Here is a 26032-nt window from a genome sequence, read left to right as displayed (position 1 = left end):
AACTACGCTTCTTTGATTCTTCTAGGCTTTGAGATAGGGTTTACTGCCCGTTAATGTGGGATAAAAGAAGAGGGAATTGTTTAAAATCACGTACTTCAGCCTTTTTCCAGATTTAAGTCTTTAAAAAAGATAAATGCCCATTAAAAACGATCTTAATGGACATTCTTTTTATCAATTATTTAGATGATATGTGATGACTATAAAGAGAATCGAGGTTTTTATAGTGGAAGTGTTCTATAGCACGCCTATTATTATAGAATCTATTTCGGTCTGTTTCTTTAAACCTTTTTAACAAATTCAGATTTTAATTTCATTTCTCCAAAACCATCAATTTTGCAATCAATATCATGATCCCCATCAACCAAACGTATACTTTTTACTTTTGTCCCTATTTTTACAACTAATGAACTTCCTTTTACTTTAAGGTCTTTGATTACTGTTACAGAATCACCATCATTTAAGACGTTGCCATTTGCATCTTTAATAACCTTTTCGTCTTCACCGATTTCAGTCTCTACTTCTAAAGTCCACTCATGACTACATTCAGGGCAAACAAAAAGACTTCCATCTTCGTACGTGTATTCAGAATTACATTTTGGACAATTTGGTAAATCAAACATTATTTCATTTCCTCCATTCATTAATTGTTCCTTCTAATAAATAGGTATTATTTGCAACAGATCCCTTTTTACACCTTCGTAAGAATAGCAATTACGAACTTTTAATTATAAGCCAATAAGCGTGATTTAAACAACTCTATACTTTTAAAGGATAATACGCCTAAAAGTACAAGTGCTTCATCAAAATAGCTTGGTAAGTGTAGTACCTCACATAAATATACAAAGCCAAATCTGGCCTTAGTAAAGTCATCAAAAAAGAGGGACTCAAATGGCTTTTTTCACACTTCGCAGGCTAAATATCAAAGTGCAGCTAAGGGTCAGCCATAACGAGTCCTATATTTTAGGACGGGGTTAATATAAAGTTGCTTAATGTACTAAAAAATATAACAATAAAGTCGTTTATATCTACCACAATCGCGCCCGATTGTTGAACAAGCTACTCTTATATTGCATATTGTTGGACAACTATAAATAACGCCACCTTATAAAGGTGACGTTAAAAATGATCAGCTACATATCTTCTCCCGGATTCACCATGCAATTTCCATCTCAGATTGCTGATACTGGAACAGCGTCACTATTTAGCACAGGTGGTTTCACATCAGATGGAATACCAGATTTGTAAGCCGCTCCTTTTGTGCTTGCTTTGAATTCGTCCTTTGCTTTTTCAAGAATACCATCTTGATCCAACAGTAATTCGTAAGCAGATAATGCCATTATTTTTGCTGCATAGTGCATTCCCTTCAGGCCGATTGATGAACCAAATGAGGCCGTAGCCTGCCAAGTGTGGAATTGAACCCCGAGTGGTGCGCAGGTGGTCATTATTTGCCCCATTGGAACAATCCAAGATACATCTCCTACATCGGATGATCCACCAATGGATAAACCGAAATGATTCATGTTGTGGTAAAAGGCTGTATCGAGCATTTTGCTTGCATCCGCACTCATGAGTTGATTTTTAGCACCTACCAATACAGATGGCTCAACCGTTTGGAGAAGTTCTTCAGCAAATTTCTCTTCCTCTTGGGTAAAAGTAAATAATCCTGTTGCTTCCTCTTGCATATACATAAGCTCATTCAAAGTTTCGTTTGGCAATGTTTCATAGCATCCAGATTTGATTTCCCAGCATACTGAGGTCTCTGTCATCATAGCTGCCCCCTGAGCAACTTTTATTAACCTTTCCTCTAATTCCTCCACCTGCTTACGGTCTGCCCCACGTAAGAAATAATAAACACTAGCCTTATCTGGTACGACATTGGGTGCCATTCCCCCGTTTGTAATCTGATAGTGAATTCGGGTACCATCTAGAACATGCTCCCGTAAATAGTTAGCACCGACATTCATTAACTCAACGGCGTCTAGTGCACTGCGTCCAAGATGTGGAGCAGCACCGGCGTGGGAAGTTCTCCCAGAGAAATAAAATTCGATTGCAGTTAATGCCTGCATACGGAAATTAGCTGTCGTATTGACCGTTCCAGGGTGCCATGTAAGGGCGCAATCTAAATCATCAAATACACCCGCCCTTGCCATAAACGTTTTTCCGGAGAGAAGTTCTTCAGCAGGGCACCCATAGTATCGAATGGTTCCTGGTAGCATTTCTGCTTCCATTCTTTCCTTAAGAGCAATCACAGCATTTACCCCAGCTGTTCCAAGCAAGTTGTGACCACAGCCATGTCCTGGGCCATTTGGAACGATTGGGTTATAATTTGGAGTGATATCTTGGGATAATCCTGGTAGGGCATCAAATTCACCGAGAATCCCTATGACTGGTTTTCCTTTTCCGTATTGTGCAACAAAAGCGGTTGGCACATCACCAATCCCAGAAGTAACCTCAAATCCTGCTTCTTCTAAAGTCTTAATTTGCAAGGTAGATGCAAACGTTTCATTATAGCCTAATTCAGGATTTGCCCAAATTTGTTTGGCCAAGTCTGTAAATTTAGCTTCATTCTCATCCATCCACTTAGTAATGTTCGATTTGCCCATTTCTTCTCCACCTTTTCTTTAATTATTGACTCTGCTAAAGTTCAATGTTGAAAATAATCTATTATTATTCATGCGTATCGGTTTTATTCAAATGAATAACGTAATGGCTACTATTTGATCAACACTAATGTTTAAAACAGCCTAATTATTCATTCAATCCTGCGATTAATCACTCAATTTGCTTTTTCTATGGTAGAATACTCTGTTGCTGCTTGGCTCTTTTTAGCTGATGGTAAGAAACAAACAACAACTGCAGCGACGAGGCAACATATCGTTAAGAAAATGAACGCGGCTTTGTAAGACCCTGTCGAAGCGATAAGAGCACCCATAATCATTGGGGAAAAAATACCTGCAGCCTGACCTCCAAAATTTATGATGCCAAATGCGGTACCCACTACTTTCTGTTCCATAACCCGATGTGGCACTGTAAAGACAAAGCTCATGACAAATGACATAAAAGTAAACGCGATGCTCTGATACATAATTACCTGAAAAACACCGGATGAAAGTGACATTAAATAAAGAGAAGCCCCTGTAATAATAATTCCAGTTAATACTCCATATTTTGCCTTCGAACCAATCTTATTAATGATTCTTCCACTAATAATCATCCCTATTGTCAGAAACAAGCTGGGAATCGCAGTGAATAACCCAACTGATTTAAGATCGATTCCAAGCCCCTGCATTAAGTATGAAGGCATCCAGGAAATAAGACCCCAATTTGTAACATTAACAAAAAAGAAGATTAATAGAACTTTCCATAAATAAGAATTGCGGAGCAGCTGTGTATATTCTTTTCGACTAGGCTTAACTGCTACCCCAGAATTAGAGTAATTCCCTGCTTGTCTAGTAGATAGAAGGAACCAGACCAAAAAAACAATACCTAATAGGCCGACAAACAAAAACACGTTCCGCCAACCAAATGCGACTAATAGTGGGGCACAAATAATCGGTGCAAGAGCAGCACCAAATGCATTTGAAGACATCATTGTGGATTGAGCTTTCGTCCTTTTATCAGCGGGAAAATAATCAGATATTGCTTTAGTACTTGCTGCAGGATATCCCCCTTCACCAATTCCAAAAAGAAACCGAATTAGAATTAACGAAGTAAGGGACCAGGCAAGTCCAGACAATGCAGTAAATATCGACCAGGCCACAACAGCTGCCACGATGACTTTTCGTGATCCAAAACGGTCTGCGAGCCAGCCACCTGGAATCTGCATTAATGCATAACCCATGAAGAAGGCACTTAGTACAATCCCTAATTTTGACGCATCAAGTGTTAAATCTTCTCCAATCTGCACAATTGCAAGACTTATAACAGTTCTGTCAATGTACGATATAATCCATCCAAAATAGAGAACTAATAAAATCATTTTTTCTCTTGAATTGTTAGCGCTTTCACTCATTGTAAAACCTCCCTTTTTTACTTGAATGATTACAAAATAAATATTAATAGAACAAGCTGTTAGTTGTCATTGTCAAAATAAACAATATATTCAGCATTCAATTGTAAATCTCAACAATGCATAAGATAATGAATGGAGAATTGTACAATTTTAAAAAAAGAAATGGTTTAGGGTGAGTGATATGGAACAGAAAGAAGTTATAATGTGCAAACCTGATTGGACCTATACATACCATATTTGGATATTGGATTCTACAGAGGATTGGGTCCACATATGCGGGGAACCCCTCACCAATCGTGATAAAATTATTTTTTCGCATGAAGATAATTGGCCGAATTTAACATGCATAGAAAGTAATCATTATGCTACTTGCTACAATCCTGATAACGGTAGCCAACTGTTTTTGTTTAAAACGGAAGTTCCTGAATCAACTTCAGTTCGCGCGTGCATATGTTCTGGTAGGACGTTATCTAAATTAGAGTGCGATCATTTTGTGCTACAAGTCCGTTATTTGCTTCTTCAACAAACATTAAAGCGGCATTGGCAAGAGAATGATGCATGGCTCGAGGGTTTGCATTCGTTAACTTCCATTCTTGAGTTGGATGAGCTGTTACACAACATCATGCACAACGCATTGATCGCTATTCCAGCCGTTGACCGTGGATTTTTAATGCTTTATGACCCTGAGATACAAAGGCTTGTCCCTAAAGCAAGCATTGGAATGGGACCGTCTATCTACGATTTCAAGACCGAATTAGGGGAGGGGATTGGAGGGGAGGTTTACCGGGATGGAGTCGGCCATACCTACAATATGGAACAAGGATTTGCAGCTATATCGAATATCAAGCCGGACAACATGAAAAATTTAATGGCCGCAATGGAAAATACAGAGGGAAATACTGTTCTATTTTCGATGGCTGTTCCTGTTAGTATGAAAAAAGAGAAGCTTGGTGTAATGATCGTCCACCAGATTAATAAAAATCGAAAGTTGACAAATGATGATTTACGCTGGTTGCAGGGTTTTGCCGATCAGGCAGCGATTGCGATTACCAATGCAAGACTTTTTTCAAATCTAAGAGAAACAAACGAATATTTGGTTAAACGAAACCATATTCATGAAGTTTTTACTAAACTCTCTTTAAAGGATTCTGATTTGATAATGGTTGCTAAAACAGTTGAACAGATGATCAACCTTCCTGTTTCTCTTTTCGATATGACTAAAAATGAATGGTATCCACATTACACTCCTCTTTCAAGGAGGCTAAAGGATACAGATTTAATAAAAGGATGGGAAAATCGTGTGAACACATTGACAGTTACTATTAACGAAACTTCTGTTCATTTGTATCCCATTGTGAATGATGGGGTTCCAATCGGTTACTTTGTGGTGGAGCTTCGCCGATCGCTCCGTCCTCTTGATACTGTAGTGTTAGAGCAGGGAAGTGCTTTGGTGGCACTAAAAATGGTTAATACCTATTCCATGACGGATATGTACTATAAACAATGCTATGAATTTTTTAATGAACTTCTCCAATATAGGGAGCCAAATCTACTTGCTTCTAAATCAAGAGATTTTGGTCTTTCTCCAGACAAACCACTCTTCGTCACAGTAATACAACTGAGTGGGAAGGCACAAGTCGTCAAGAAACGAGAAACACACCAGAGAATGCTAATTTCCACTCTACATAAAGAGCTGGGGTCTTTAGAGTACCTCCTGTTCGGTTTTCATGATAAAGTGACGATCATAATGAATGCCACTACCGAGTCTCAACAGGACAGCCTAATCCAAAAATTAAACAAAGCAGTAAAGTTGTGGACAAATAAAGATACTCCACTTCTTATGGGAGGTATAGGAAGGCTTTACCCAGGTCTAGAGCATGTTGTGAGGAGTTCTAAAGAAGCGAATAAATCATTAGCTTATCTCTTAAGTCGTGGGACTCCTGGCATTATCAGTTATGAAAGTATTGGCATTAACCGATTGTTTCTGAATCAGCAGACCGAGGATATTGAACAATTTATTCAAGAGGTGTTTGCACCGCTCCAATCTCCTAAGGCCAAGGCAAGTGATCTGGAGTTGACACTGAGAACATACATTGCTGCTAATCGATCTATATCCGATACGGCAGAACGTCTGCATATTCACCAAAATACACTCTACCATCGAATAAGAAAAATCGAGGAAGCTCTTGCAGTTGATCTAAACGATTCTAATGTTTGGCTTAAGTTGCTCCTAGCCTGTCATCTAAGTGAAACGTATTAGAAGTTGAAAAAGCAAGGTATTTAACTCCTTAAGGGTAAGTGCTGTTAACTACAAATAAAGTACTACCCTTTTAAGAAGTCATTTTAATTAAACGATGAACACAATATAAAATGTGCTTTACTAAATCAAACCGTTGCTCAACAAACTGGCCCTTCGTATTATAAGGTCAGCCAGAACATATTTCTGGTTGACCTTTTTTTATATCGATATATGATAACGGTAGCCGGGGTAGAACGTAATGGCCCTTGGGACTTGATCCCGTCCGTTAAACCGTTCGCCCCTACTTGTAGAAACATGATTGAGGCTGGTTGGGACTTGGATCTCGTATAACAAGCGAAGCTATGACACTACAAGAAGGAATTAGGGGTACCGGCAATTTTCTTGAGGAGGAGATAAAACATGAATCCAGTCATTGGTCTGGATGTGGCAAAAGATGAAAGCCAGGTTCAGGCATTCGTGGCGTTGAAACACTATAAATTGTTCAGCCCTTCATGATTTTACTCATTATTATTTATGACTAAGAAACTTATATAAATTTGCCTGGGTCAATAAATATCCTAACAATAAGTCCAATATTTAACATAGAAATCGAAAAGCCACCGACTAGAAAATCTTTATATGACTTCATTTTATTTTTTTCGATGAATGATTAAAGGGAGCAAGTAAAACCAATAAAGACTCTGCTAATTGTAAAATCATCATCATCAATTATTTGAATTAGCATTAGTATATGGCTGACACAACGAAAAAAGAGGCCGTCCATTTTTGGACAGCCCCCTTTCCGCTAATTATAAAATTTCTAGTAAAACTCTTTAACATTGCATTGGTTACCATCTTTGCTTCAGAGAAGGTATCTCCTAAATAAAGCGACTTTCAATATTTGAAAACTATGAGAATACTGCAATTTTACGTGCGATAGATTCTGTTAAACGAGATGCTACTTTTGGAACAGCCCATTTAATAATTGGTGTTAACACCGCACCCGATATTCCACCTGCATGGACTTCCACCGTACAAGTCATTGTAGTTTTACCATTAACATCTTCTGCAGTAAAGTGACCGCTTCCTGTAAAATTATCTGTTAAACCTTTTAGTTCAAACGTAATATTTGAAGGTTCATTCCATTCAGTAATATCTACCTGCGCTTGTATTGTTTTTTTAATACCTTTCACACTACCTTCAAATGTCCAAATAGATTGCTTGCCATTTATGATTTCATGTTCTTTATAGGCTGGTACTGTCGTTGCCCATTTTTCAAGATCACTGACATACTCCCAAACTGCTTGTACATCTACTGGAATTTCTACTGTATGTGTTCCCGTTGCCATTATGATCCCCACTTCCACTACGTATGAATTGTAAATTTACATTTCTATAAAATAATTATTACATGAAAAGCATAAACTTACATCAATAATTTTACCTAGCTTTCCTTCTTCCAATAACCTGATTATTTGAAGAACCCAAATCTTCTAATCCCCCTAAATCTGGCTCTATACATAAAGAAAGAGCGCAACTTCTACTCTAGAATTGCGCCCGATTGCTTAACTCCACAACGTCTTTTAAATAGATATCGCCAATATGATGTGCATCAAAGTTGTTTGTAAACTGTTAGATCCAGTTTCAATACCAAGTTGGAGATCGAAATCAATTCAAAGCTTCCCCCTCAATATTTATTTGATTTCCTCAGCCAACTCCAAAATAATTCCCTCTGGCCCACGAACGTAGCATAACTTATAGCTTTCTTCATATTGCTCTCACTAAAGACTTCCGTTCCCTTCTTTTTCAATTTGGCAACAACAGCTTCAATATCTTCAACAGCACATGTAATATGTCGGATACCCAGCATATTTGCAAAGGGTTTCTGAATACCTTGTTCATCTGGCGGCTGCAATACTACACATTTGCCTTTAACGTCATTAATCCCAACTATCCAATCCACCCATTCTCCTTCAACTTCTTCTTCCCCTTACACTTCAAGTCCAAAATCGAGAAAAAACGCTTTAGCTGCTGAAAGATCATTTACGATTACACCCACATGATCTATTCTATTGATCTTCATATCCCACATCTCCTGTGTTCCTGTTTTTTTGCAATACCCGTATTCAAATTCTATTTAGTGTTTTATAGTATTCCTTTGATTCTTAAACACTCCGGCTCTTATATGGGTATTTTGGGATGCGGATACCATGTCAATTTAGTTTTTCATTAAATGTCGCTAAACTTGGAATCCTTCCAACTGTTTTTGGTCTATATTCAACATTTGCCTTTACATATTCTATGAATCCTTCACTAGTATACGAATTAGCAATTTGCTTCGCTTGTTTAATAGCTAATAACGTATAATCTTCAATAGGTATACCCGTTCTTTCAAAGAATTCATACCAAGTAACATCATATTTAATCTCCTTAATTATCAGAAATTGATCTTTATAATCATTAACAATTACAAGTATTTTTTCTAACCTGCCCTTTAACGGAACAACTATTGTCACTTATCAGTTCCTTAATCCACTTTTCAAATTCAGGTGTTCTTTCCTTTTTCACTATAAATAAACACCCCTTCAGATCATGTCTAAGGGGGTATAACTATGGCTTTGGAATAAAGTCACGACGTTTGTAAAAAAGATGCAATGTTTAAAATAGAGTCGCGACGTTTAGAAAAATGTTGCGATGCTTTTCCCTTAGATAATCTTTATTTAATGGTATTTTTCTCACCATATTATAGAGCATAAGAAAAACATGTTGATTTAAAATAAAACTTGATCATTTATAAATTGATAAAACCCTTTATTAATTAGGTGTTTCTTTTGACTCTTAAACTCCAGCTGTATTGTTCAATTAAAGGGCCATGATTGTTGAGGATGTAATTTAGCATTTATAGTGGGGAACCGGTACCATCAGTAAACGAGGTTTTTGCGAAAAAAGTAACAGCACCCTTTAATTTGATGGAAAGGTGCTGTTTTGTTATTTGAATGCCTAGATGGACATTTGTTGCATGAATGGTTGTTTTTGCTCTTGCGATGAATTTAATTTTTTTTGCTCAATCAGGATTTTCTTATCCAAATGAAGTAAAAGAATGACCAAATACAAAAAATGGATGAATTCCTCCACTTGCGCTTTTGCTTAAGTTAATATTCTCCTTTAATTACAAAAAACGAGCCCCGAATTGTTCCAGCTAGTTTAGACTTCTGCCTAGCAAACTTAAACTTTCCTTCTAACTCCTTTGGTACATCCATCCCCTCAGAAAGTTTAAAACCAACAGCTCGCTTCTTAGGGTCATCAACCGTATACATGACGTTGAGCACAAGACCATCCTCATAAATGACGTAGGCAAATTGGATATTTTCCACTTGAAAACGCGACGTTTCTAATGGTGTGGCCGCAAATTCAATATCACGTTCTGCTTTCAAAATTCGGTTCACATAATCAAGAGTCTTCTGGCTTTCGCTAGCTGGTACAACCGTAAATTCATGCTTGTATTTGTTCATAAAGTAACGGGCTTCATTAGCACGTAAACCAGCAAGTGCGTCCACTATAGGTGAAGACTCCAAACCAACCGTAGACACATTTTTAAAATCAACGATATAAGACATTTCTATCCTTCCTTTTATCTCGTTATTTCCTAACAACAGGAATCCACATTTCACCAAATACTAAGCCGTTTCGCTGCCCCATCTCAACCATTGTATTGGGCCCACCAACATAGGCAAAATTCTTTGCTTCTGGCAAGATTTGACCAAAGACAATGCCAGCAAGCTTATTACTCAACTCATCAGCCGTCTTCTCTTCCCCTTTAACAACTAAGTATTCCCCCTTAGGAAATTGGATAACTCTCGATGCTTCTGGTACCGATGCCTCTGTCATGACGCCAGCATAATGCATCAACTTGTTATTCACCGCTTCGTTCACGGCAAAAATGTAGTCATTTGTGGCTACGGCTTTTAAAGTGCCAAGTCTTCCATCTTGTTTGACGGCTCTCCAAAAGGCTGCTTTTTCATTGCTTATGCCAGCAAAGTCTGTGAAATTGCTCTTAAGCTCAGTTTCAATACCTAAAACGGTAAAGCTGTCTTTTTCTTCCAGTGTATAATTTGTCATATTCAGAACCTTCTTCTTTTTTTATTCATCAAATGATTTGTCTTTTCACTTGATGGGTTTATAATAACCTTAAATCATGTCAAAAAATGATACTGTTTAGGAGGCCCCGATGAAAAAAGTTGAACGGATTAATATCATCATGCGGTATATCAACAACCGCGCCCACTTTACAATTTCTGAAATCATGCGGGAATTTAACATCTCTCGTTCGACAGCTATTAGAGATATTAGAGAAATTGAAGCCATGGGGATGCCGCTTGTCGCTGAAGTTGGAAGGGATGGGGGGTATTTTGTCATGAACAACTCTGTCCTGCCCACTGTTCGTTTTACAGATAATGAGATTAAAGCTCTTTTTATTGCCTTTATGGCCACAAAAAATCAACAACTCCCTTATCTAAAGAGTCGTCAGTCGTTAGCTGAAAAATTACTAGGCCTCATCTCAGAAAACCAACAAAATGAACTTGTTCTTTTAAATCAAATCTTACTTTTTGAAGGGACCAACCCCAATAATCCCGACCTACTTGATCTGTCAGACCTACCTCATCCCATGCTAGAAAAATTCATCCAAATCCTTCTTTTGGATAGCTATTTATTGATTACTATCAAAGAAGAGAAGGTGATAAAGTCTTATCCAATTAATCTCTTGCACCTTTATCATGAAAAAGGTCTTTGGTTGATTGAAGGATTTGACTTAAAAGAAGAAAAGAAACGGATTTTTCCTGTCGATAATCTCACCAATGTCAAACCCTACCCGACGAAAAAAAGATTAAGTAAGAAAAAGATTTTAGAAAAACTAAGTAAGCAGGAAGAAGAAATTAACCTTGTCCTTGAACTTGGTCCAAAAGCGATTGCCCAGTTCAAAAAATATCATCCTTTAAAAGTTTCAATTTCCTATACGAATCCTTACCAAATGACAGCCATTCTAAAGACTTTTATCGATATTAATAATTCAGAAGAATTGTCTGAAATAACAAATTGGCTGCTTTTCCTAGGTGGGGATATCAAGATCAGGGAAGTGCCAGAAGAAGTCTTAGAAGGTTTACAAGCGAGATTATGCTTATTCTGCCCATAAGCAGTGCCAGTTAAAACCCAAAATAATTTTGAGTTTGGCCAATTGCCAGTTACCCTTTATTTTCGCACACCCAAAGAAAATAAAGGTTTCTGGATGTTGGAAATACTTTAAAAGGGTAATAGCATTTTATCAGTACTGTTCTTTATTGAATTTCTCGTAAATTCATATTAGTAAAAACAGGTTAAGCCTCATTTAGATGCGTTACCGTTGAGTAATAATAAAGACATTGAATTACAAATAAAGTTATTTAATTTACAACAAAGTTGTTTTGTGGCTTTAAAATAAAGTTACGATGTTTATAAAAAAGATGCGATGTTATTGTAGCTTTGAAAAAAAGTTTGATTAAAAGTAACCTTTAAAGTCAAATTTTATACCGAACGAAAAGAAACCATTTTGAACAAAGATTGATCAAAATGGTTTCTTTCCTGGTGATTTAGTATTCAGTTTTATAAAAAATTTTGATCATTTTTTAGTAACTCTTCTTCAACTAACGATGCACATCGTTTCATTTTGTTTTTCAATGTTTAAACTTCAAACTGTTTAAAATGATGGTCAAGGTGCTTGTATATTCCTTTACCCCATTGCTCAGAAGTGAGTTTACCAAAAAAAGGATGTGGATGAGTTGTGCACTTCTCTGGTCCGTTATTTTGGAATGTGATAATTTTTTGTTTAAGCTTTTCTTTTTCTGCGTCAAATTCTCTATCATCTGCAATCAAAATGGTTGGAATAGTAGACATATTATGGGGCAATGCCTTGTCATTGTAAATGATTTGTTTTGCAAACCTCCCTACTATTATTCCTAACCAACTCCTTGGTGGAAAAGAATTTCCCATTGCAATGTCTTGGAAAGATGAACAATGCGCTAGCATTTGGGCAACATCCATTTTTCCCCATTTTGGTTGTGAATTTGGACTCAATTTGTCAATACGTTTTAAAACTTCTGCTGTATGCATATGATTAAAAATATTTTTCATTAGTGCATATCCCCTTTAATTATAATGAGTCAACCTTCTTAACTTATTTGCCCGCTAGTTGAACAAGTACTATATTCAAGAGATATTCAAGTAATCACTTACTTACTCAAAAGGTATAAATTGTAACTTTTAATTGATAAATAAACGAAAAGGATACCTAAAATGAAAAAAGAGATGCTCAAACCTTTCTTTTTCAAAATGAATTGTTCAACACTATTTAAAATATTAATTAAAGCAAAAATAATTTGAAATAGTCCATTATAGAGATAATTAATGCTATTAGTAGGAAAGGAATAAACCGCCATTATTAATAATGGAATCAGCAAAATAAATTGGATAATTACTATTTTTTTAATTCTGTCTTTAAATATTCTGTTTATAAATTGACTCATGATAGGTATCAAATTATTCTCCTTAAATATTTTCTTAACTTTATAATAATTTTACCATTTATTCTTCTTGTATTTAATCCCTAAAAATTACCGATTCTTCTTCAACTAGTCGAGTAGAAGGGAACCTTTCTACCTTTCGGTAGATTGTGTTCCTCCCCCCTCACAGAACCGTGCTTGCGCTATTCACGCACACGGCTCCTCCTAGTTATCATTCACAAAATGTAGCTAATCTCTTTTCTTAAGTCATATATATTGACCTTAACTCTTGGTGAAGGTAGTGGATATTTATCAAGAAATAGTCTGAATTTATCCCATGTAAAGGATTTCCTTTGACTTCTTCTGTTGAGCCATTTATACAGTATGTATCCGATTTTGTCTTTGAATTTGTTTACACTTTGGATGTTATCTGTGATGCAGTAATAGTTGTAATAACCTATTAGTGAGCGTTTAAATCTATCCATAATCATATGAATATCTTTATTTCTATTATTCTTCAACCATTCTTTTGATTCCTTAAGTTTGCCTTGGACTTTCTTCCTGCTTGATTTCCTTTTCACTCGAAAATTTCCCTGTTTACTCTTCCCACAATAGTGTGTAAAACCTAGGAAATCAAAGGTTGCTGGTTTTCTATTTCCCTTTTGTTTCGCATCTTTCTCCGCAAACCTCCCGAAGGGAATAATTTTAGTTTTATCCTCAGCTATCTCTAGTTTAAACTTCTTTAATCTAAGTTTTAATGATTGGAAGAATTCCTGAGCTTCGCTCTTATATTGAAAACAACAGACAAAATCATCTGCATATCTCACTATGTATGCTTGTCCTTTGCACTGTTTTCTTACCCTTTTCTCAAACCAAAGGTCGAGGACATAATGAAGATACACATTGGCTAATACCGGAGATATCACTCCACCTTGCGGTGTACCATTATCTGTTCTATGTTTCTTACCTTCCTCCATATATCCACCTTTAAGAAACCTACCAATCATTCTTAGTAAGTTAGGGTCAGAGATTCGCAGTTTTAAGAACTCCATTATCCATATGTGGTCAACGTTGTCGAAGAATCCTTTAATATCTACATCTACTACATAATTTACTGACCTCTTTTCAATATAGTGGTTCAGTATTTTCAAAGCATCATGGCAACTCCTATTTGAACGGAATCCAAATGAACAATCTAGAAAGTCATTTTCATAAATGGTATTAAGTATCTTTGTAATGCCTTTTTGAACAATTTTATCTTCATGTTCAGGTATTCCCAATGGTCTTTTCTTGTTTGAACTGAGCTTTGGAATGTACATTCTCCTTACTGGAACAGGACGGTAACTTTTGCTTTTAAGCCTACTTATTAAATCCTCTATGTTTTCTTCTAAACTTTCACCGTATTGCTCTTTAGTTGTACCGTTGATCCCAGTTGCCCTCTTATTGGGAAGTTCATGATGACATTGAACTAATGCTTCCTTATTTAAAAGATGTGCAAGAGATGTAAATTTCATTTTAGGATCAGATTTTGCTAATTCTGCTATCCTTAGTAGTTTTGTTTCCATTTATTATACCTACCTCTGTGTGTAGTAAATGTGTCCCTAATAAGGGTGATAACTGGTAGCTAGCCTTTCCTACATCGGCATTTGGTTTCCTTGCTTATTATCGCTTGTACACCATACTCTTCTAAAAGGAAGAAAAGACCGGTAGGGTCTCCCGAGTTGCCGTATCATATCAATGTGTAACGTGCCAAGGTCTCTGACTTCAGAGAGGTTTTATCCTTCTTGCCTTTTAACGCAGGATAAAATGTAGCTTTCTGCTGCAGGTAAGGCATCAGCCCTCTCGATTCACTAACATTATGGAGCTCAATCCCTTCATCCTTTTGGCTTTCGGCCCGCCACCTAACTGTCTACGCTTAAGGACTAAAGTTACCTTTAGCCCTCCAAGACTCGCTACGAGCGAATGGCTAATTCTTACTCGACGGGAATCCCACCCGTTATATGATACGACCTAGGCTCGGCCGCACACCTGCTTCTTTAGTTTAAGTACAAACTTTCACAATTTCGTCTACACTGTAATATAGATATCCAATTTTCTTTAAATGTCTTGCTCAATAATTTGGCCCTTTAATTGAATATGGAGAGGTTATTTGCACAAAATAAAAACCCCTAATCCAAAAGAGCATTAGAGGTAAAATTTGTTTCATTAGTAAACAGCTTTTTTATCTTGTAAAGGACTTTTTTTCACGTAAAGAACTTTTTTTCATATAACAACACATGTCATTTTCAGCTTAAACCTTACTCCACTGTAACACTTTTCGCTAAGTTACGTGGTTTATCTACGTCGCATTCGCGGTGAAGCGCTGCATAGTAGGCAATGAGTTGGAACGGTATAACAGAGACAAGAGGTGTTAATAATTCATGAACAGCAGGGATGACAAAGCGATCGTCTGCTTCTTCCAAGCCTTTCATTGAAATGATGCATGGATTTGCTCCACGGGCTACGACTTCTTTAACGTTGCCGCGGATGCTTAAGTTTACTTTCTCTTGAGTGGCAAGGGCAATAATTGGTGTTCCATCTTCAATTAAGGCGATGGTTCCGTGTTTTAATTCGCCGCCCGCAAATCCTTCTGCTTGGATATATGAGATTTCTTTAAGCTTCAGTGACCCTTCAAGACCAACGTAATAATCTAATGAACGCCCGATAAAGAATGCATTGCGTGTAACAGACAGATATTCACGAGCGATGGCTTCAAATTCTTCTTTCGAATCACAAAGTGCTTCCATGGCTGTTCCGATAATCCCCAGTTCTTTTACAAGATCAAACTCGATAGACTGGTTACGGAATTTAGCTGTTACATTGGCCAAAATAGCAAGTACAGCAATTTGTGCTGTATAAGCCTTCGTTGAAGCAACAGCAATTTCAGGACCTGCATGTAATAGCAATGTGTAATCTGCTTCACGTGACAAGGTGGAACCAGGAACGTTTGTAATCGTTAGAGCTTTATGTCCAAGTTCTTTAATGGCTACAAGTACGGCACGGCTATCAGCTGTTTCACCGCTCTGCGAGATAAAGATGAATAGCGGTTTTTCTGAAAGCAATGGCATATTGTAGACAAATTCAGATGCAACATGAACCTCAACTGGAATCTTCGCCATTTTCTCAATAAATTGTTGGCCAATTAAACCTGCATGATAACTTGTTCCGCATGCAACAATATAAACACGGTCCGCTTCACTCACTGCTTCAGCAATATTGTAATCAATGACAAGCTGACCTTCTTCATTCTGATAAGCTTGAATAATTTTACGCATAACAGCAGGCTGCTCATCAATTTCCTTCAACATGTAGTGAGGATACGTCCCTTTTTCAATATCACTTGCATCCAGCTCTGCTGTATAAGGGGAACGAATCATTTCTTGACCATCCAAGTTCTTAATTGTCACGTTTTCCTTCGTTAAAATGACAATTTCTTTGTCCATCAATTCTACGTATTGATCGGTTACTTGAATCATAGCCATAGCGTCAGAAGCGATTACATTGAAATCATTTCCTACACCAATGAGCAACGGACTTTTATTTTTTGCAACGAAAATCGTGTCGTCATTTTGGTTATCTAGTAATGCAAGTGCATAAGATCCCTTAAGAAGCTTAAGCGTTAAAATAAAGGCGGCTTCAACATCATGTCCTTCATTGACGAACTTCTCAATAAGCTGAACAATAACTTCTGTGTCTGTATCACTGTTGAATGCTACTCCATCCAAATAGTCGCGCTTTAGGATTGCATAGTTCTCAATCACTCCATTATGAACCAATGTCAATCGTCCTGATGTGCTTTGATGCGGATGAGCATTCTCATGGTTTGGCACACCGTGTGTTGCCCAGCGCGTATGGCCAATCCCTGTGTTTGCAGTTGCCGATACATTCACAACTCTACGTAAATCAGCAATCCGTCCTTTTGCTTTAAAAACTTGCACACTTGACTCATTTTTGACAGCAATACCTGCAGAATCATAGCCTCTATATTCAAGCTTTTCTAAGCCTTTTAATAAAATTTCCTTTGCATCTTGATTACCAATATATCCAACAATTCCACACATAATTTGTTCCTCCAGAAATCGTCAAGGGAACAAGAATGCTGGGGGGCATGCTTGCCCCCTTGTCTCTACTATTTTTTTATGTGTATTTCCGATCCTTTGTGCAGCAAGTTGCCCAGCTGTTTTAAAATCGAAATTTTTGCGGCTATACACATACAACCGGGAGGCATCCGCCGAAATCTCGATAAACCTCCACCTCGTCAACTAAGCCATATCGTCCGAGCTTAGTTCTGGCGCTTATATTAGTACTGACACAATCCTCCTCCCATAATTTTTTCCCCATTCATGTAAAAACAGGATAATCATAACCTAAACATTATGATTCGTCAATCATCTTGTTAAAACTCTTGCTTTTATAAAAATATGCATAAGAGGGGAAAATGTTCCTCTTATGCACACTTGTTTCATTCTTCAAGTCCCATTTCCGCTTTCACAACTGTTACAATACGCTCTACATACTGATTACATTGTTCGGCATCAGGAGCTTCTGCCATTACACGGACCAATGGTTCTGTACCAGATGGGCGGACCAAAATTCTTCCGTTTCCATTCATTTCTGCTTCTACTTCAGAAATGATTTCCTGAACTTTAGCATTTTCTGTCACACCGTACTTATCAGTGACACGAACATTTACCAGCGTTTGTGGATATTTCTTCATTTCAGCAGCAAGCACAGATAATGGTTTTTTTGTCATTTGGAGAATACTAACGAGTTGCACACCAGTCAACAAGCCATCCCCGGTTGTATTGTAGTCTAAGAAGATGATATGGCCTGACTGTTCTCCGCCTAAGTTATATCCGTTTTTCTTCATCTCTTCTACAACATAACGATCGCCAACAGCGGTTTGAACACTTTTAATACCAATTTCATCTAACTTTTTATAGAAGCCAAGATTACTCATAACTGTTGAAACAACCGTACCGTGTTTCAGTCGATTTTCTTCATTCAAGTATTTTGCACAGATATACATAATTTGGTCACCATCGACAATATTCCCTTTTTCATCAATGGCAATCAAACGATCTCCATCTCCATCAAATGCTAACCCAATGTCTGCGCCCTTTTCCAATAAATATTGTGAAAGAGCTTCTGGATGAGTAGATCCAACCTGATCATTTATATTTAATCCGTTAGGTGAAGCACCCATTGTAGAAATATCTGCATCTAAATCTGCAAATAAATGTGCAGCCAATGAAGATGTCGCACCATGTGCACAGTCCAAAGCTACGTGAATCCCCGTGAAATCTTCATCGACAGTTTGCTTCAAATATTGAAGGTATTTCTGACCGCCTTCAAAATAATCATTTACATGACCCAAATCTCCACCTACAGGACGTTGTAAATGATCCGTTTCTAAATCAATTAAATCCTCTATCTCTTGCTCTTGATCATCGGAAAGTTTGAATCCATCTGGTCCAAAAAATTTAATTCCGTTATCAGCTACCGGATTATGTGAAGCAGAAATCATAACACCTGCTTCTGCACTTAAGGCTTTCGTCAAGTACGAAACACCTGGTGTTGAAATAACTCCTAGACGCATGACTTCAGCTCCAATGGATAATAGCCCTGCCACTAAGGCGCCTTCAAGCATATGACCGGAAATGCGAGTATCACGGCCAATTAATACTTTAGGTCGTTCCGTATTCTTGGTTAACACATAGCCCCCAAATCTACCTAATTTAAATGCCAATTCAGGTGTTAATTCACTGTTCGCGACTCCTCTAACCCCATCCGTTCCAAAATATTTTCCCATTACAATTCGCTCCTTCTTCAAATGATTCCTAAATGGAATACATCACATTATGTCTCGTCTTTTTTTATAATCGATATCGATACTGATGTCTGTTTGTTTTGCAGTTCCCAGGTTATTGAAGATGGAGCATTGACTTGAATCTCTAAATCATGCTCACCTTCCTCCAAATCCGCTGCGTTAATCGTAAGCTGTATATTGGACTCATTCACTTTTTTCAATTCATCTTCAGGTCCTTTTATAAGGATACTTGTAACACCATTTGTTGGTGATAAAAACTCCAAATGTTTCTCCGCTGGCAATCCAATCGCTTGAATTTTAAGATTGGGGATGGTCTTCGTCTGTACAGAAACCTCCTGATCTTTTGGCTGTTCCGTTACCTGATTGGTCGGCGGGCTTGCCTCTTCTTTAACACGGTCTGTCTGAATTTTCACTGTTACTACTTCCCTAGAAATCCTTTGAACATTATCGGGGACAGCAATCGGCAAGTCAAATTCTTCATCACCCGCAATTTTTGATACATCAACGGGAACCTTTACTTCTTTTATATTTTGTAAGACCGACGCTTTACCGTAAAGGACAACTTCCTTCTGTTCAGCTGTAACACTTTTTATCTCTAGACCGCTTCTTACTTTACCAGATTGAACGAGTGTAATCGGAACAGTTTTGGAAGAGATATTTACCTTTAACGTAAAGCGTACAGTAGCTGGCTCAATTATAACATTTAACTTATTCAAGTCTCGATCCAGTGCGCGAATGGTTGCTTGTCCATTGACAGTATCTTTTATATCTTTATTTAACTGAAGCATCGCCTTTACATAAGAAATCTGGTCAATCGTATCCTTCGCCCCTGTAATCCTCACAGTTTGGGGATTAATAACTACGGATTCTGTCGTATAGCCATCTTTTAGATTTGCCCGATTATAATCTGGTTCTACTGAAAACTCTTCTGTCACCCGTTCTTGAACATTCACCGTCACATATCCAGGGTCAATTGTGGCTTTCAACTTTTCACTTAAATCCATGATCTTAATTGGCACTCTTTTATCGCCCATTGTAATGTCTGGATCTGAAAGGTCAATGTATACTTTAAAATCCCGTTTACTTTTTGCAGACATTAGGACAGGCTTCACACCTGTTAACGTAACATCAACCTTTTCCGGTGCGCCAGTAACAACAAGATTCTTCTGATCATAGTATATTTCTACCGGTATATCTTTAATAAGTTCAGTATCATTTTCCCCAGGGGTAGATGTACCTGCTTTACCGAGTTTCGAATCAGGCACAAAATTGACAGAAATAAATAAAAGAGCAGCGATTGCAAAAGCAATAATTCGCGTGAACCAAATGCTGTTCATAAATCTATCCATTTTTCTTCCCCCTCAAATTCCAACGTCCTGAGGAAGCTGCCTTCGTGTCATCAACAAGCTCTTTCGTCAACATTTCTTTAAAAGTCTCAAGACTGAGCTCACGATAAATCTCTCCATTTTTCGTTACGGAGATTCCGCCGGTTTCCTCGGATACAATCACTGTAATACAATCGGTCACCTCACTGATCCCAATCGCCGCTCTATGCCTCGTTCCAAGTTCTTTTGATATGAATGGGCTCTCTGATAGCGGTAAATAACAGGCTGCAGCTGCCAATTGATTATCCTTTAGTATAACAGCACCATCATGCAACGGGGTATTAGGTATGAAGACATTTATTAATAACTCCGATGAAATATGAGATCCTAATGGAATACCCGTCTCAATGAAGTCGGTTAAACCTGTATCCTTTTCAATTGAAATCAATGCACCAATTCTTCGTTTTGCCATATAAGAAGTAGCCTTTACAATTTCTTCTACCAAGCGGTCCTGTTCTTCCTCCTCTTGCACGATGCTCCTTGAGAAAAATTTCCCTCTACCTAGCTGCTCAAGCGCTCTCCTTAATTCTGGTTGAAAAATAATAATAATGGCGAGGACCCCCCAGGTCATCACTTGCTCCATAAGCCATCCGAGCGTATTAAACCCAAGCAGATTACTTAAACTGTGAACTACAACAATGACAAATATCCCTTTAAGCAGTTGAATTGCCTTCGTTCCTTTAATAACAACTAATAATTTATATATAACAAACCATACAAGGACAATATCAATAATATTTATGAAATAATCCAGGAAAGTAAAGTTGGATAATGACATGGTACTTCCTCCAGTCGGTGATACTCTAAAGCCATTCATAGCAACACACCTTAGTATACCATTTATTTTCTAATACTTCTAAGGAATGTATATCTTTAAATTGAGATACGTATCCTGAATTTCAATCATAGACAAATAAGCCCTACTTACAAAAATAGGGCTTCATATTTGTATTTTTGGTCAATCCTCATCCAACTGGAATAAATCTTTTCCTGTGTCCTTTATACTAAACCAAAGCCATTCAAACATTTGATCAATTACGTAAATTTGACCAGTAACGTTACCTGCAGAAGCCATGTATTGCTCACCGTTGATAACAGTTACATTGCCCTGCACTTCCCCTTCAATACGAATGTCCCCATTTCTAACGACTACATCCCCTTTAACAATTTCGCCAGCAGGTATAATGACGGTCTCGTTGTCTACTACCAAATTATTTTGTTTTGATACAGAAAAGGTTGCATCCTGGTTCCATGTTGAGAACAGCGACCCTGCCATTAAAATAATAAACAACGAAGCAGCAATTAACAGCGGGTGATTTCTCATCCATCGCTGAGCACTGATCTTTTTCTTTTCTTTTGGAAGACTCGCCTTTACTCGTTCTGTAAAGTTGTCAGGGGCTTTAATATGCGACGTACTTTGCACTAATGCCACTGCTTTCTTCATTTCATGAAAATACGTACGACACTCTTCACAGCCCTGTAAATGCTTTCTCAAAAGTCCCTCATCTTCTGCACTGATTTCTTCATCTAAATAATTATGCATATATTCATAAACTTTATCAGGACATTTCATTCTTTCTTCACCTTCTTTTTATAAATGGCGCATTTGCTTTCTTAATGACTCTCGACCTCTATGTATCCTCGTTTTTACCGTACCAATTGGCAAATCCAAGATCTCACTGATTTCCTTTAAAGATAATTCCTCAATATACTTCAATACAATCGCTGATCGATACTTTTCTGGCAGTTTAAGAATTTCGGCTTGAATCGTTTCTTGCAGCTCCATCGATTCTACCTGCTCTTCTGGCAGGGCAATTTCAGCTGCAATTTGAGAATACATGTCCAAGCCGTCAGTACCTGCAACTTCCGCATCTAAAAAATAATCAGGCTTCTTCTTCCTAATCCGGTCTATACATAAATTCGTTGCAATTCTGTAAATCCAGGTCGAGAATTTCATTTGAGTATTAAATCGATGAATATTCACATATGCCCTTACAAAGGCTTCTTGTGCCATGTCTTCAGCCTCATGGCGATTGCCTAACATTCGAAAGCAAAGTTGAAAGACTTTATCTTTATATAGCTCGACAACTTCCCCGAAAGCATTTTGATCGCCTTTTAATACTTGATGAATTCTCTGTTTAACAATTAACTCCATTTATTTACCCCCGCTCATGCGGCTGTACGATACGTATACGAATCGCAAGCTAAAAGGTTCCAAAAAACATTACTATTATTTTAACAAACTTTAACCAAATATGTTTAATTAAATCCAATAATAGAAATATAAAGGATATATATCCATTCATAAGCAGGGGATCTGCACTCTTATTAAGTTGGGGTCTATCAATTATCTAAAACCTATCTTCAATCTCCGCTTCTTCTATTGATATCTCCGAATAATTTGTAACATATATACAGAAATACGATATATTACTTTTGAAGTGTCAGCATATGAGACAAATGCACAAAGTCTAAGGCCTTCGCATTATTAATCCTGTTTCTTTCATTAGGGATATATAATCTGTTTACTCCATTCCAAACTTATTCTTGATTTCTGATAAAAATGGAAGAATGGGTACAACCAATAAAAAAAGTCTTAAACCTGGATGGCTTAAGACATAAATGTAGTGATATGTAATTAGATGGTGGAGCCTAGCGGGATCGAACCGCTGACCTCCTGCGTGCAAGGCAGGCGCTCTCCCAGCTGAGCTAAGGCCCCTTACGTTATCAAGACTTGGAGCGGAAGACGGGATTCGAACCCGCGACCCCAACCTTGGCAAGGTTGTATTCTACCACTGAACTACTTCCGCAATTAAAATGAGCCATGCAGGATTCGAACCTGCGACCCTCTGATTAAAAGTCAGATGCTCTACCAACTGAGCTAATGGCTCGAATAAGACTAATGAGAAGATGCGTATTAATTCGTTTGATACATGTTTGTATACACTGCTATAAAAAATGGCTGGGCTAGAAGGATTCGAACCTTCGCATGACGGAATCAAAATCCGTTGCCTTACCGCTTGGCTATAGCCCAATAAATACAGCATTTTGACAAAAAAATAGGTGGTAATCATATACTTCCCTTTTAAGGATAATATATAACTGACCAACAGATAATTTTTTTATAAAATGGTGGAGGGGGGCAGATTCGAACTGCCGAACCCTAAGGAGCGGATTTACAGTCCGCCGCGTTTAGCCACTTCGCTACCCCTCCAGAAAACTGGTGCCGGCAAGAGGACTTGAACCCCCAACCTACTGATTACAAGTCAGTTGCTCTACCAGTTGAGCTACACCGGCAATATAGGTAATGATGGAGGATGACGGGATCGAACCGCCGACCCTCTGCTTGTAAGGCAGATGCTCTCCCAGCTGAGCTAATCCTCCAAAATATATATAGTGACCCCTACGGGATTCGAACCCGTGTTACCGCCGTGAAAGGGCGGTGTCTTAACCGCTTGACCAAGGGGCCGGTATTTAAAACTAATTACATAATAGTCAATCAGGAAGCTCCCAAGCGGGCTCGAACCGCTGACCTCTTCCTTACCATGGAAGTGCTCTACCTGCTGAGCTATGGAAGCATGGCTCCGCAGGTAGGACTCGAACCTACGACCGTTCGGTTAACAGCCGAATGCTCTACCACTGAGCTACTGCGGAATAGTATAATGTTTCCTATAAAACTCAAAATAAAAAAATGGAACAGCCTGGCAACGTCCTACTCTCACAGGGGGAGACCCCCAACTACCATCGGCGCTAAAGAGCTTAACTTCCGTGTTCGGAATGGGAACGGGTGTGACCTCTTTGCTATCATTACCAGACATATTCTTTTTTTCGAAAGACATCTATTATTATAATAGATTTTGAAAATAAAATCAATAATAATTTTCATTCTTTCAAAACTAGATAATAAGAAGGGTTTTTGCTTTTTTCAAGAACAATAAGGTTAAGTCCTCGATCGATTAGTATCAGTCAGCTCCACATGTCGCCACGCTTCCACCTCTGACCTATCAACCTGATCATCTTTCAGGGATCTTACTAGCTTACGCTATGGGAAATCTCATCTTGAGGGGGGCTTCATGCTTAGATGCTTTCAGCATTTATCCCGTCCGCACGTAGCTACCCAGCGATGCTCTTGGCAGAACAACTGGTACACCAGCGGTGCGTCCATCCCGGTCCTCTCGTACTAAGGACAGCTCCTCTCAAATTTCCTGCGCCCACGACGGATAGGGACCGAACTGTCTCACGACGTTCTGAACCCAGCTCGCGTACCGCTTTAATGGGCGAACAGCCCAACCCTTGGGACCGACTACAGCCCCAGGATGCGATGAGCCGACATCGAGGTGCCAAACCTCCCCGTCGATGTGGACTCTTGGGGGAGATAAGCCTGTTATCCCCGGGGTAGCTTTTATCCGTTGAGCGATGGCCCTTCCATGCGGAACCACCGGATCACTAAGCCCGACTTTCGTCCCTGCTCGACTTGTAGGTCTCGCAGTCAAGCTCCCTTGTGCCTTTACACTCTACGAATGATTTCCAACCATTCTGAGGGAACCTTTGGGCGCCTCCGTTACATTTTAGGAGGCGACCGCCCCAGTCAAACTGCCCGCCTGACACTGTCTCCCGCCCCGATAAGGGGCGCGGGTTAGAATTTCAATACAGCCAGGGTAGTATCCCACCGACGCCTCGACCGAAGCTAGCGCTCCGGCTTCACAGGCTCCTACCTATCCTGTACAAGCTGTACCAAAATTCAATATCAGGCTGCAGTAAAGCTCCACGGGGTCTTTCCGTCCTGTCGCGGGTAACCTGCATCTTCACAGGTACTATAATTTCACCGAGTCTCTCGTTGAGACAGTGCCCAGATCGTTACGCCTTTCGTGCGGGTCGGAACTTACCCGACAAGGAATTTCGCTACCTTAGGACCGTTATAGTTACGGCCGCCGTTTACTGGGGCTTCAATTCAAAGCTTCGCCTTGCGGCTAACCTCTCCTCTTAACCTTCCAGCACCGGGCAGGCGTCAGCCCCTATACTTCGCCTTGCGGCTTCGCAGAGACCTGTGTTTTTGCTAAACAGTCGCCTGGGCCTATTCACTGCGGCTTTTCCGGGCTATTCACCCTAAAAAGCACCCCTTCTCCCGAAGTTACGGGGTCATTTTGCCGAGTTCCTTAACGAGAGTTCTCTCGCACACCTTAGGATTCTCTCCTCGCCTACCTGTGTCGGTTTGCGGTACGGGCACCCTACATCTCACTAGAGGCTTTTCTTGGCAGCGTGGAATCAGGAACTTCGGTACTATATTTCCCTCGCCATCACAGCTCCGCCTTGATGGAAACGGGATTTTCCTCGTTTCCGGCCTAACTGCTTGGACGCGCATATCCAACAGCGCGCTTACCCTATCCTTCTGCGTCCCCCCATCGCTCAAACGATGTATAGGTGGTACAGGAATATCAACCTGTTGTCCATCGCCTACGCTTTTCAGCCTCGGCTTAGGTCCCGACTAACCCTGAGCGGACGAGCCTTCCTCAGGAAACCTTAGGCATTCGGTGGAAGGGATTCTCACCCTTCTTTCGCTACTCATACCGGCATTCTCACTTCTAAGCGCTCCACCAGTCCTTCCGGTCTAGCTTCAACGCCCTTAGAACGCTCTCCTACCACGGATACCATACGGTATCCATCCACAGCTTCGGTGTTACGTTTAGCCCCGGTACATTTTCGGCGCAGAGTCACTCGACCAGTGAGCTATTACGCACTCTTTAAATGATGGCTGCTTCTGAGCCAACATCCTGGTTGTCTAAGCAACTCCACATCCTTTTCCACTTAACGTAAACTTGGGGACCTTAGCTGGTGGTCTGGGCTGTTTCCCTCTTGACTACGGATCTTATCACTCGCAGTCTGACTCCCGAGAATAAGTATTTGGCATTCGGAGTTTGACTGAATTCGGTAACCCGTTGGGGGCCCCTAGTCCAATCAGTGCTCTACCTCCAATACTCTCATCTCGAGGCTAGC

17 protein-coding genes, 10 tRNA genes, 1 rRNA gene, 1 pseudogene and 3 other annotated features are annotated in these 26032 nt (G+C 39.1%); of the genes and pseudogenes, 2 read left to right on the top strand and 27 right to left on the bottom strand.

Annotation, left to right across the window (positions count from 1 at the left end; all coding sequences use genetic code 11):
* Positions 1 to 278: 278 nt before the first annotated feature.
* The 3 genes from AC625_RS00935 to AC625_RS00925 all read right to left on the bottom strand — a co-directional run bounded on the left by AC625_RS00935 (position 279) and on the right by AC625_RS00925 (position 4012).
* Positions 279 to 620, bottom strand: coding sequence for a zinc ribbon domain-containing protein YjdM (locus AC625_RS00935; RefSeq protein ID WP_049683518.1), 342 nt, complete (start codon positions 618 to 620; stop codon positions 279 to 281).
* Between the two features lie 549 nt (positions 621 to 1169).
* The gene (locus tag AC625_RS00930; RefSeq protein WP_049679591.1) at positions 1170 to 2603 is read right to left on the bottom strand and encodes an amidohydrolase; all 1434 of its coding nucleotides are present in this window, start codon (positions 2601 to 2603) and stop codon (positions 1170 to 1172) included.
* A 173-nt stretch (positions 2604 to 2776) separates the two neighbouring features.
* Positions 2777 to 4012: an MFS transporter gene (locus AC625_RS00925; RefSeq protein WP_049679590.1), complete on the bottom strand. Its 1236-nt coding sequence runs from the start codon at positions 4010 to 4012 to the stop codon at positions 2777 to 2779.
* Between the two features lie 181 nt (positions 4013 to 4193).
* Here AC625_RS00925 and AC625_RS00920 point away from each other — a divergent pair, with 181 nt between their 5' ends.
* Positions 4194 to 6272 carry a helix-turn-helix domain-containing protein gene (locus AC625_RS00920; protein WP_049679589.1) on the top strand — a complete coding sequence of 693 codons (2079 nt, stop codon included), beginning with the start codon at positions 4194 to 4196 and terminating at the stop codon, positions 6270 to 6272.
* An 887-nt stretch (positions 6273 to 7159) separates the two neighbouring features.
* Here AC625_RS00920 and AC625_RS00915 read toward each other — a convergent pair.
* The 5 genes and pseudogenes from AC625_RS00915 to AC625_RS00895 form a co-directional block, all read right to left on the bottom strand.
* Positions 7160 to 7600: an SRPBCC family protein gene (locus AC625_RS00915; RefSeq protein WP_049679588.1), complete on the bottom strand. Its 441-nt coding sequence runs from the start codon at positions 7598 to 7600 to the stop codon at positions 7160 to 7162.
* A 345-nt stretch (positions 7601 to 7945) separates the two neighbouring features.
* Positions 7946 to 8334, bottom strand: a pseudogene (locus AC625_RS00910) (VOC family protein).
* Positions 8335 to 8464: 130 nt separating this feature from the next.
* A complete protein-coding gene (locus AC625_RS00905) occupies positions 8465 to 8767 on the bottom strand; it encodes a hypothetical protein (RefSeq protein WP_049679587.1) in 303 nt (100 codons plus the stop codon).
* Positions 8768 to 9403: 636 nt separating this feature from the next.
* Positions 9404 to 9868: a hypothetical protein gene (locus tag AC625_RS00900; protein ID WP_049679586.1), complete on the bottom strand. Its 465-nt coding sequence runs from the start codon at positions 9866 to 9868 to the stop codon at positions 9404 to 9406.
* 22 nt (positions 9869 to 9890) lie between these two features.
* Positions 9891 to 10370 carry a GyrI-like domain-containing protein gene (locus tag AC625_RS00895; protein WP_049679585.1) on the bottom strand — a complete coding sequence of 160 codons (480 nt, stop codon included), beginning with the start codon at positions 10368 to 10370 and terminating at the stop codon, positions 9891 to 9893.
* Positions 10371 to 10479: 109 nt separating this feature from the next.
* Here AC625_RS00895 and AC625_RS00890 point away from each other — a divergent pair, with 109 nt between their 5' ends.
* Positions 10480 to 11442: a helix-turn-helix transcriptional regulator gene (locus tag AC625_RS00890; RefSeq protein WP_049679584.1), complete on the top strand. Its 963-nt coding sequence runs from the start codon at positions 10480 to 10482 to the stop codon at positions 11440 to 11442.
* A 524-nt stretch (positions 11443 to 11966) separates the two neighbouring features.
* Here the strand turns inward: AC625_RS00890 and AC625_RS00885 are convergent.
* From AC625_RS00885 to rrf, 19 genes are all read right to left on the bottom strand, one after another.
* Positions 11967 to 12416: a DUF1569 domain-containing protein gene (locus tag AC625_RS00885; protein ID WP_049679583.1), complete on the bottom strand. Its 450-nt coding sequence runs from the start codon at positions 12414 to 12416 to the stop codon at positions 11967 to 11969.
* Between the two features lie 604 nt (positions 12417 to 13020).
* Complete coding sequence (ltrA, locus tag AC625_RS00875) at positions 13021 to 14349, bottom strand: group II intron reverse transcriptase/maturase (protein ID WP_049679581.1); 1329 nt, start codon at positions 14347 to 14349, stop codon at positions 13021 to 13023.
* Positions 14350 to 15081: 732 nt separating this feature from the next.
* Positions 15082 to 16884: a glutamine--fructose-6-phosphate transaminase (isomerizing) gene (glmS, locus tag AC625_RS00870; RefSeq protein WP_049679580.1), complete on the bottom strand. Its 1803-nt coding sequence runs from the start codon at positions 16882 to 16884 to the stop codon at positions 15082 to 15084.
* A 401-nt stretch (positions 16885 to 17285) separates the two neighbouring features.
* Complete coding sequence (gene glmM / locus AC625_RS00865) at positions 17286 to 18635, bottom strand: phosphoglucosamine mutase (RefSeq protein ID WP_049679579.1); 1350 nt, start codon at positions 18633 to 18635, stop codon at positions 17286 to 17288.
* Positions 18636 to 18682: 47 nt separating this feature from the next.
* The gene (locus AC625_RS00860) at positions 18683 to 20002 is read right to left on the bottom strand and encodes a CdaR family protein (RefSeq protein ID WP_049679578.1); all 1320 of its coding nucleotides are present in this window, start codon (positions 20000 to 20002) and stop codon (positions 18683 to 18685) included.
* The gene (gene cdaA / locus AC625_RS00855; RefSeq protein ID WP_049679577.1) at positions 19995 to 20816 is read right to left on the bottom strand and encodes a diadenylate cyclase CdaA; all 822 of its coding nucleotides are present in this window, start codon (positions 20814 to 20816) and stop codon (positions 19995 to 19997) included. Before cdaA ends, AC625_RS00860 begins: the two co-directional genes overlap by 8 nt.
* Before the next feature lie 180 nt (positions 20817 to 20996).
* Positions 20997 to 21611 carry an anti-sigma factor family protein gene (locus AC625_RS00850; RefSeq protein WP_049679576.1) on the bottom strand — a complete coding sequence of 205 codons (615 nt, stop codon included), beginning with the start codon at positions 21609 to 21611 and terminating at the stop codon, positions 20997 to 20999.
* A gap of 18 nt (positions 21612 to 21629) precedes the next feature.
* Positions 21630 to 22193 carry an RNA polymerase sigma factor SigW gene (gene sigW, locus AC625_RS00845; RefSeq protein WP_049679575.1) on the bottom strand — a complete coding sequence of 188 codons (564 nt, stop codon included), beginning with the start codon at positions 22191 to 22193 and terminating at the stop codon, positions 21630 to 21632.
* A 488-nt stretch (positions 22194 to 22681) separates the two neighbouring features.
* Positions 22682 to 22757, bottom strand: a tRNA-Ala gene (locus tag AC625_RS00840).
* Positions 22758 to 22773: 16 nt separating this feature from the next.
* Positions 22774 to 22848, bottom strand: a tRNA-Gly gene (locus AC625_RS00835).
* An 8-nt stretch (positions 22849 to 22856) separates the two neighbouring features.
* Positions 22857 to 22929: transfer RNA gene (locus tag AC625_RS00830), tRNA-Lys, on the bottom strand.
* A 68-nt stretch (positions 22930 to 22997) separates the two neighbouring features.
* Positions 22998 to 23072: transfer RNA gene (locus AC625_RS00825), tRNA-Gln, on the bottom strand.
* A gap of 96 nt (positions 23073 to 23168) precedes the next feature.
* A tRNA-Tyr gene (locus tag AC625_RS00820) sits at positions 23169 to 23252 on the bottom strand.
* Positions 23253 to 23259: 7 nt separating this feature from the next.
* Positions 23260 to 23335 (bottom strand) — tRNA-Thr (locus AC625_RS00815).
* Between the two features lie 14 nt (positions 23336 to 23349).
* A tRNA-Val gene (locus AC625_RS00810) sits at positions 23350 to 23422 on the bottom strand.
* Between the two features lie 13 nt (positions 23423 to 23435).
* Positions 23436 to 23507, bottom strand: a tRNA-Glu gene (locus AC625_RS00805).
* A gap of 36 nt (positions 23508 to 23543) precedes the next feature.
* Positions 23544 to 23616: transfer RNA gene (locus AC625_RS00800), tRNA-Thr, on the bottom strand.
* 1 nt (position 23617) lies between these two features.
* Positions 23618 to 23692, bottom strand: a tRNA-Asn gene (locus AC625_RS00795).
* A gap of 45 nt (positions 23693 to 23737) precedes the next feature.
* Positions 23738 to 23853: ribosomal RNA gene (gene rrf, locus AC625_RS00790) — 5S ribosomal RNA — on the bottom strand.
* Positions 23854 to 23986: 133 nt separating this feature from the next.
* Positions 23987 to 24855: a sequence feature (23S ribosomal RNA rRNA prediction is too short), on the bottom strand.
* Position 24856: 1 nt separating this feature from the next.
* Positions 24857 to 25604 (bottom strand) — a sequence feature (23S ribosomal RNA rRNA prediction is too short).
* Between the two features lie 11 nt (positions 25605 to 25615).
* Positions 25616 to 26032 (bottom strand) — a sequence feature (23S ribosomal RNA rRNA prediction is too short).

The organism is Peribacillus loiseleuriae (assembly GCF_001183985.1).
In the GTDB taxonomy this organism is placed as follows: Bacteria; Bacillota; Bacilli; order Bacillales; family DSM-1321; genus Peribacillus; species Peribacillus loiseleuriae.
This window is presented reverse-complemented; position numbering and strand designations above follow the sequence as displayed.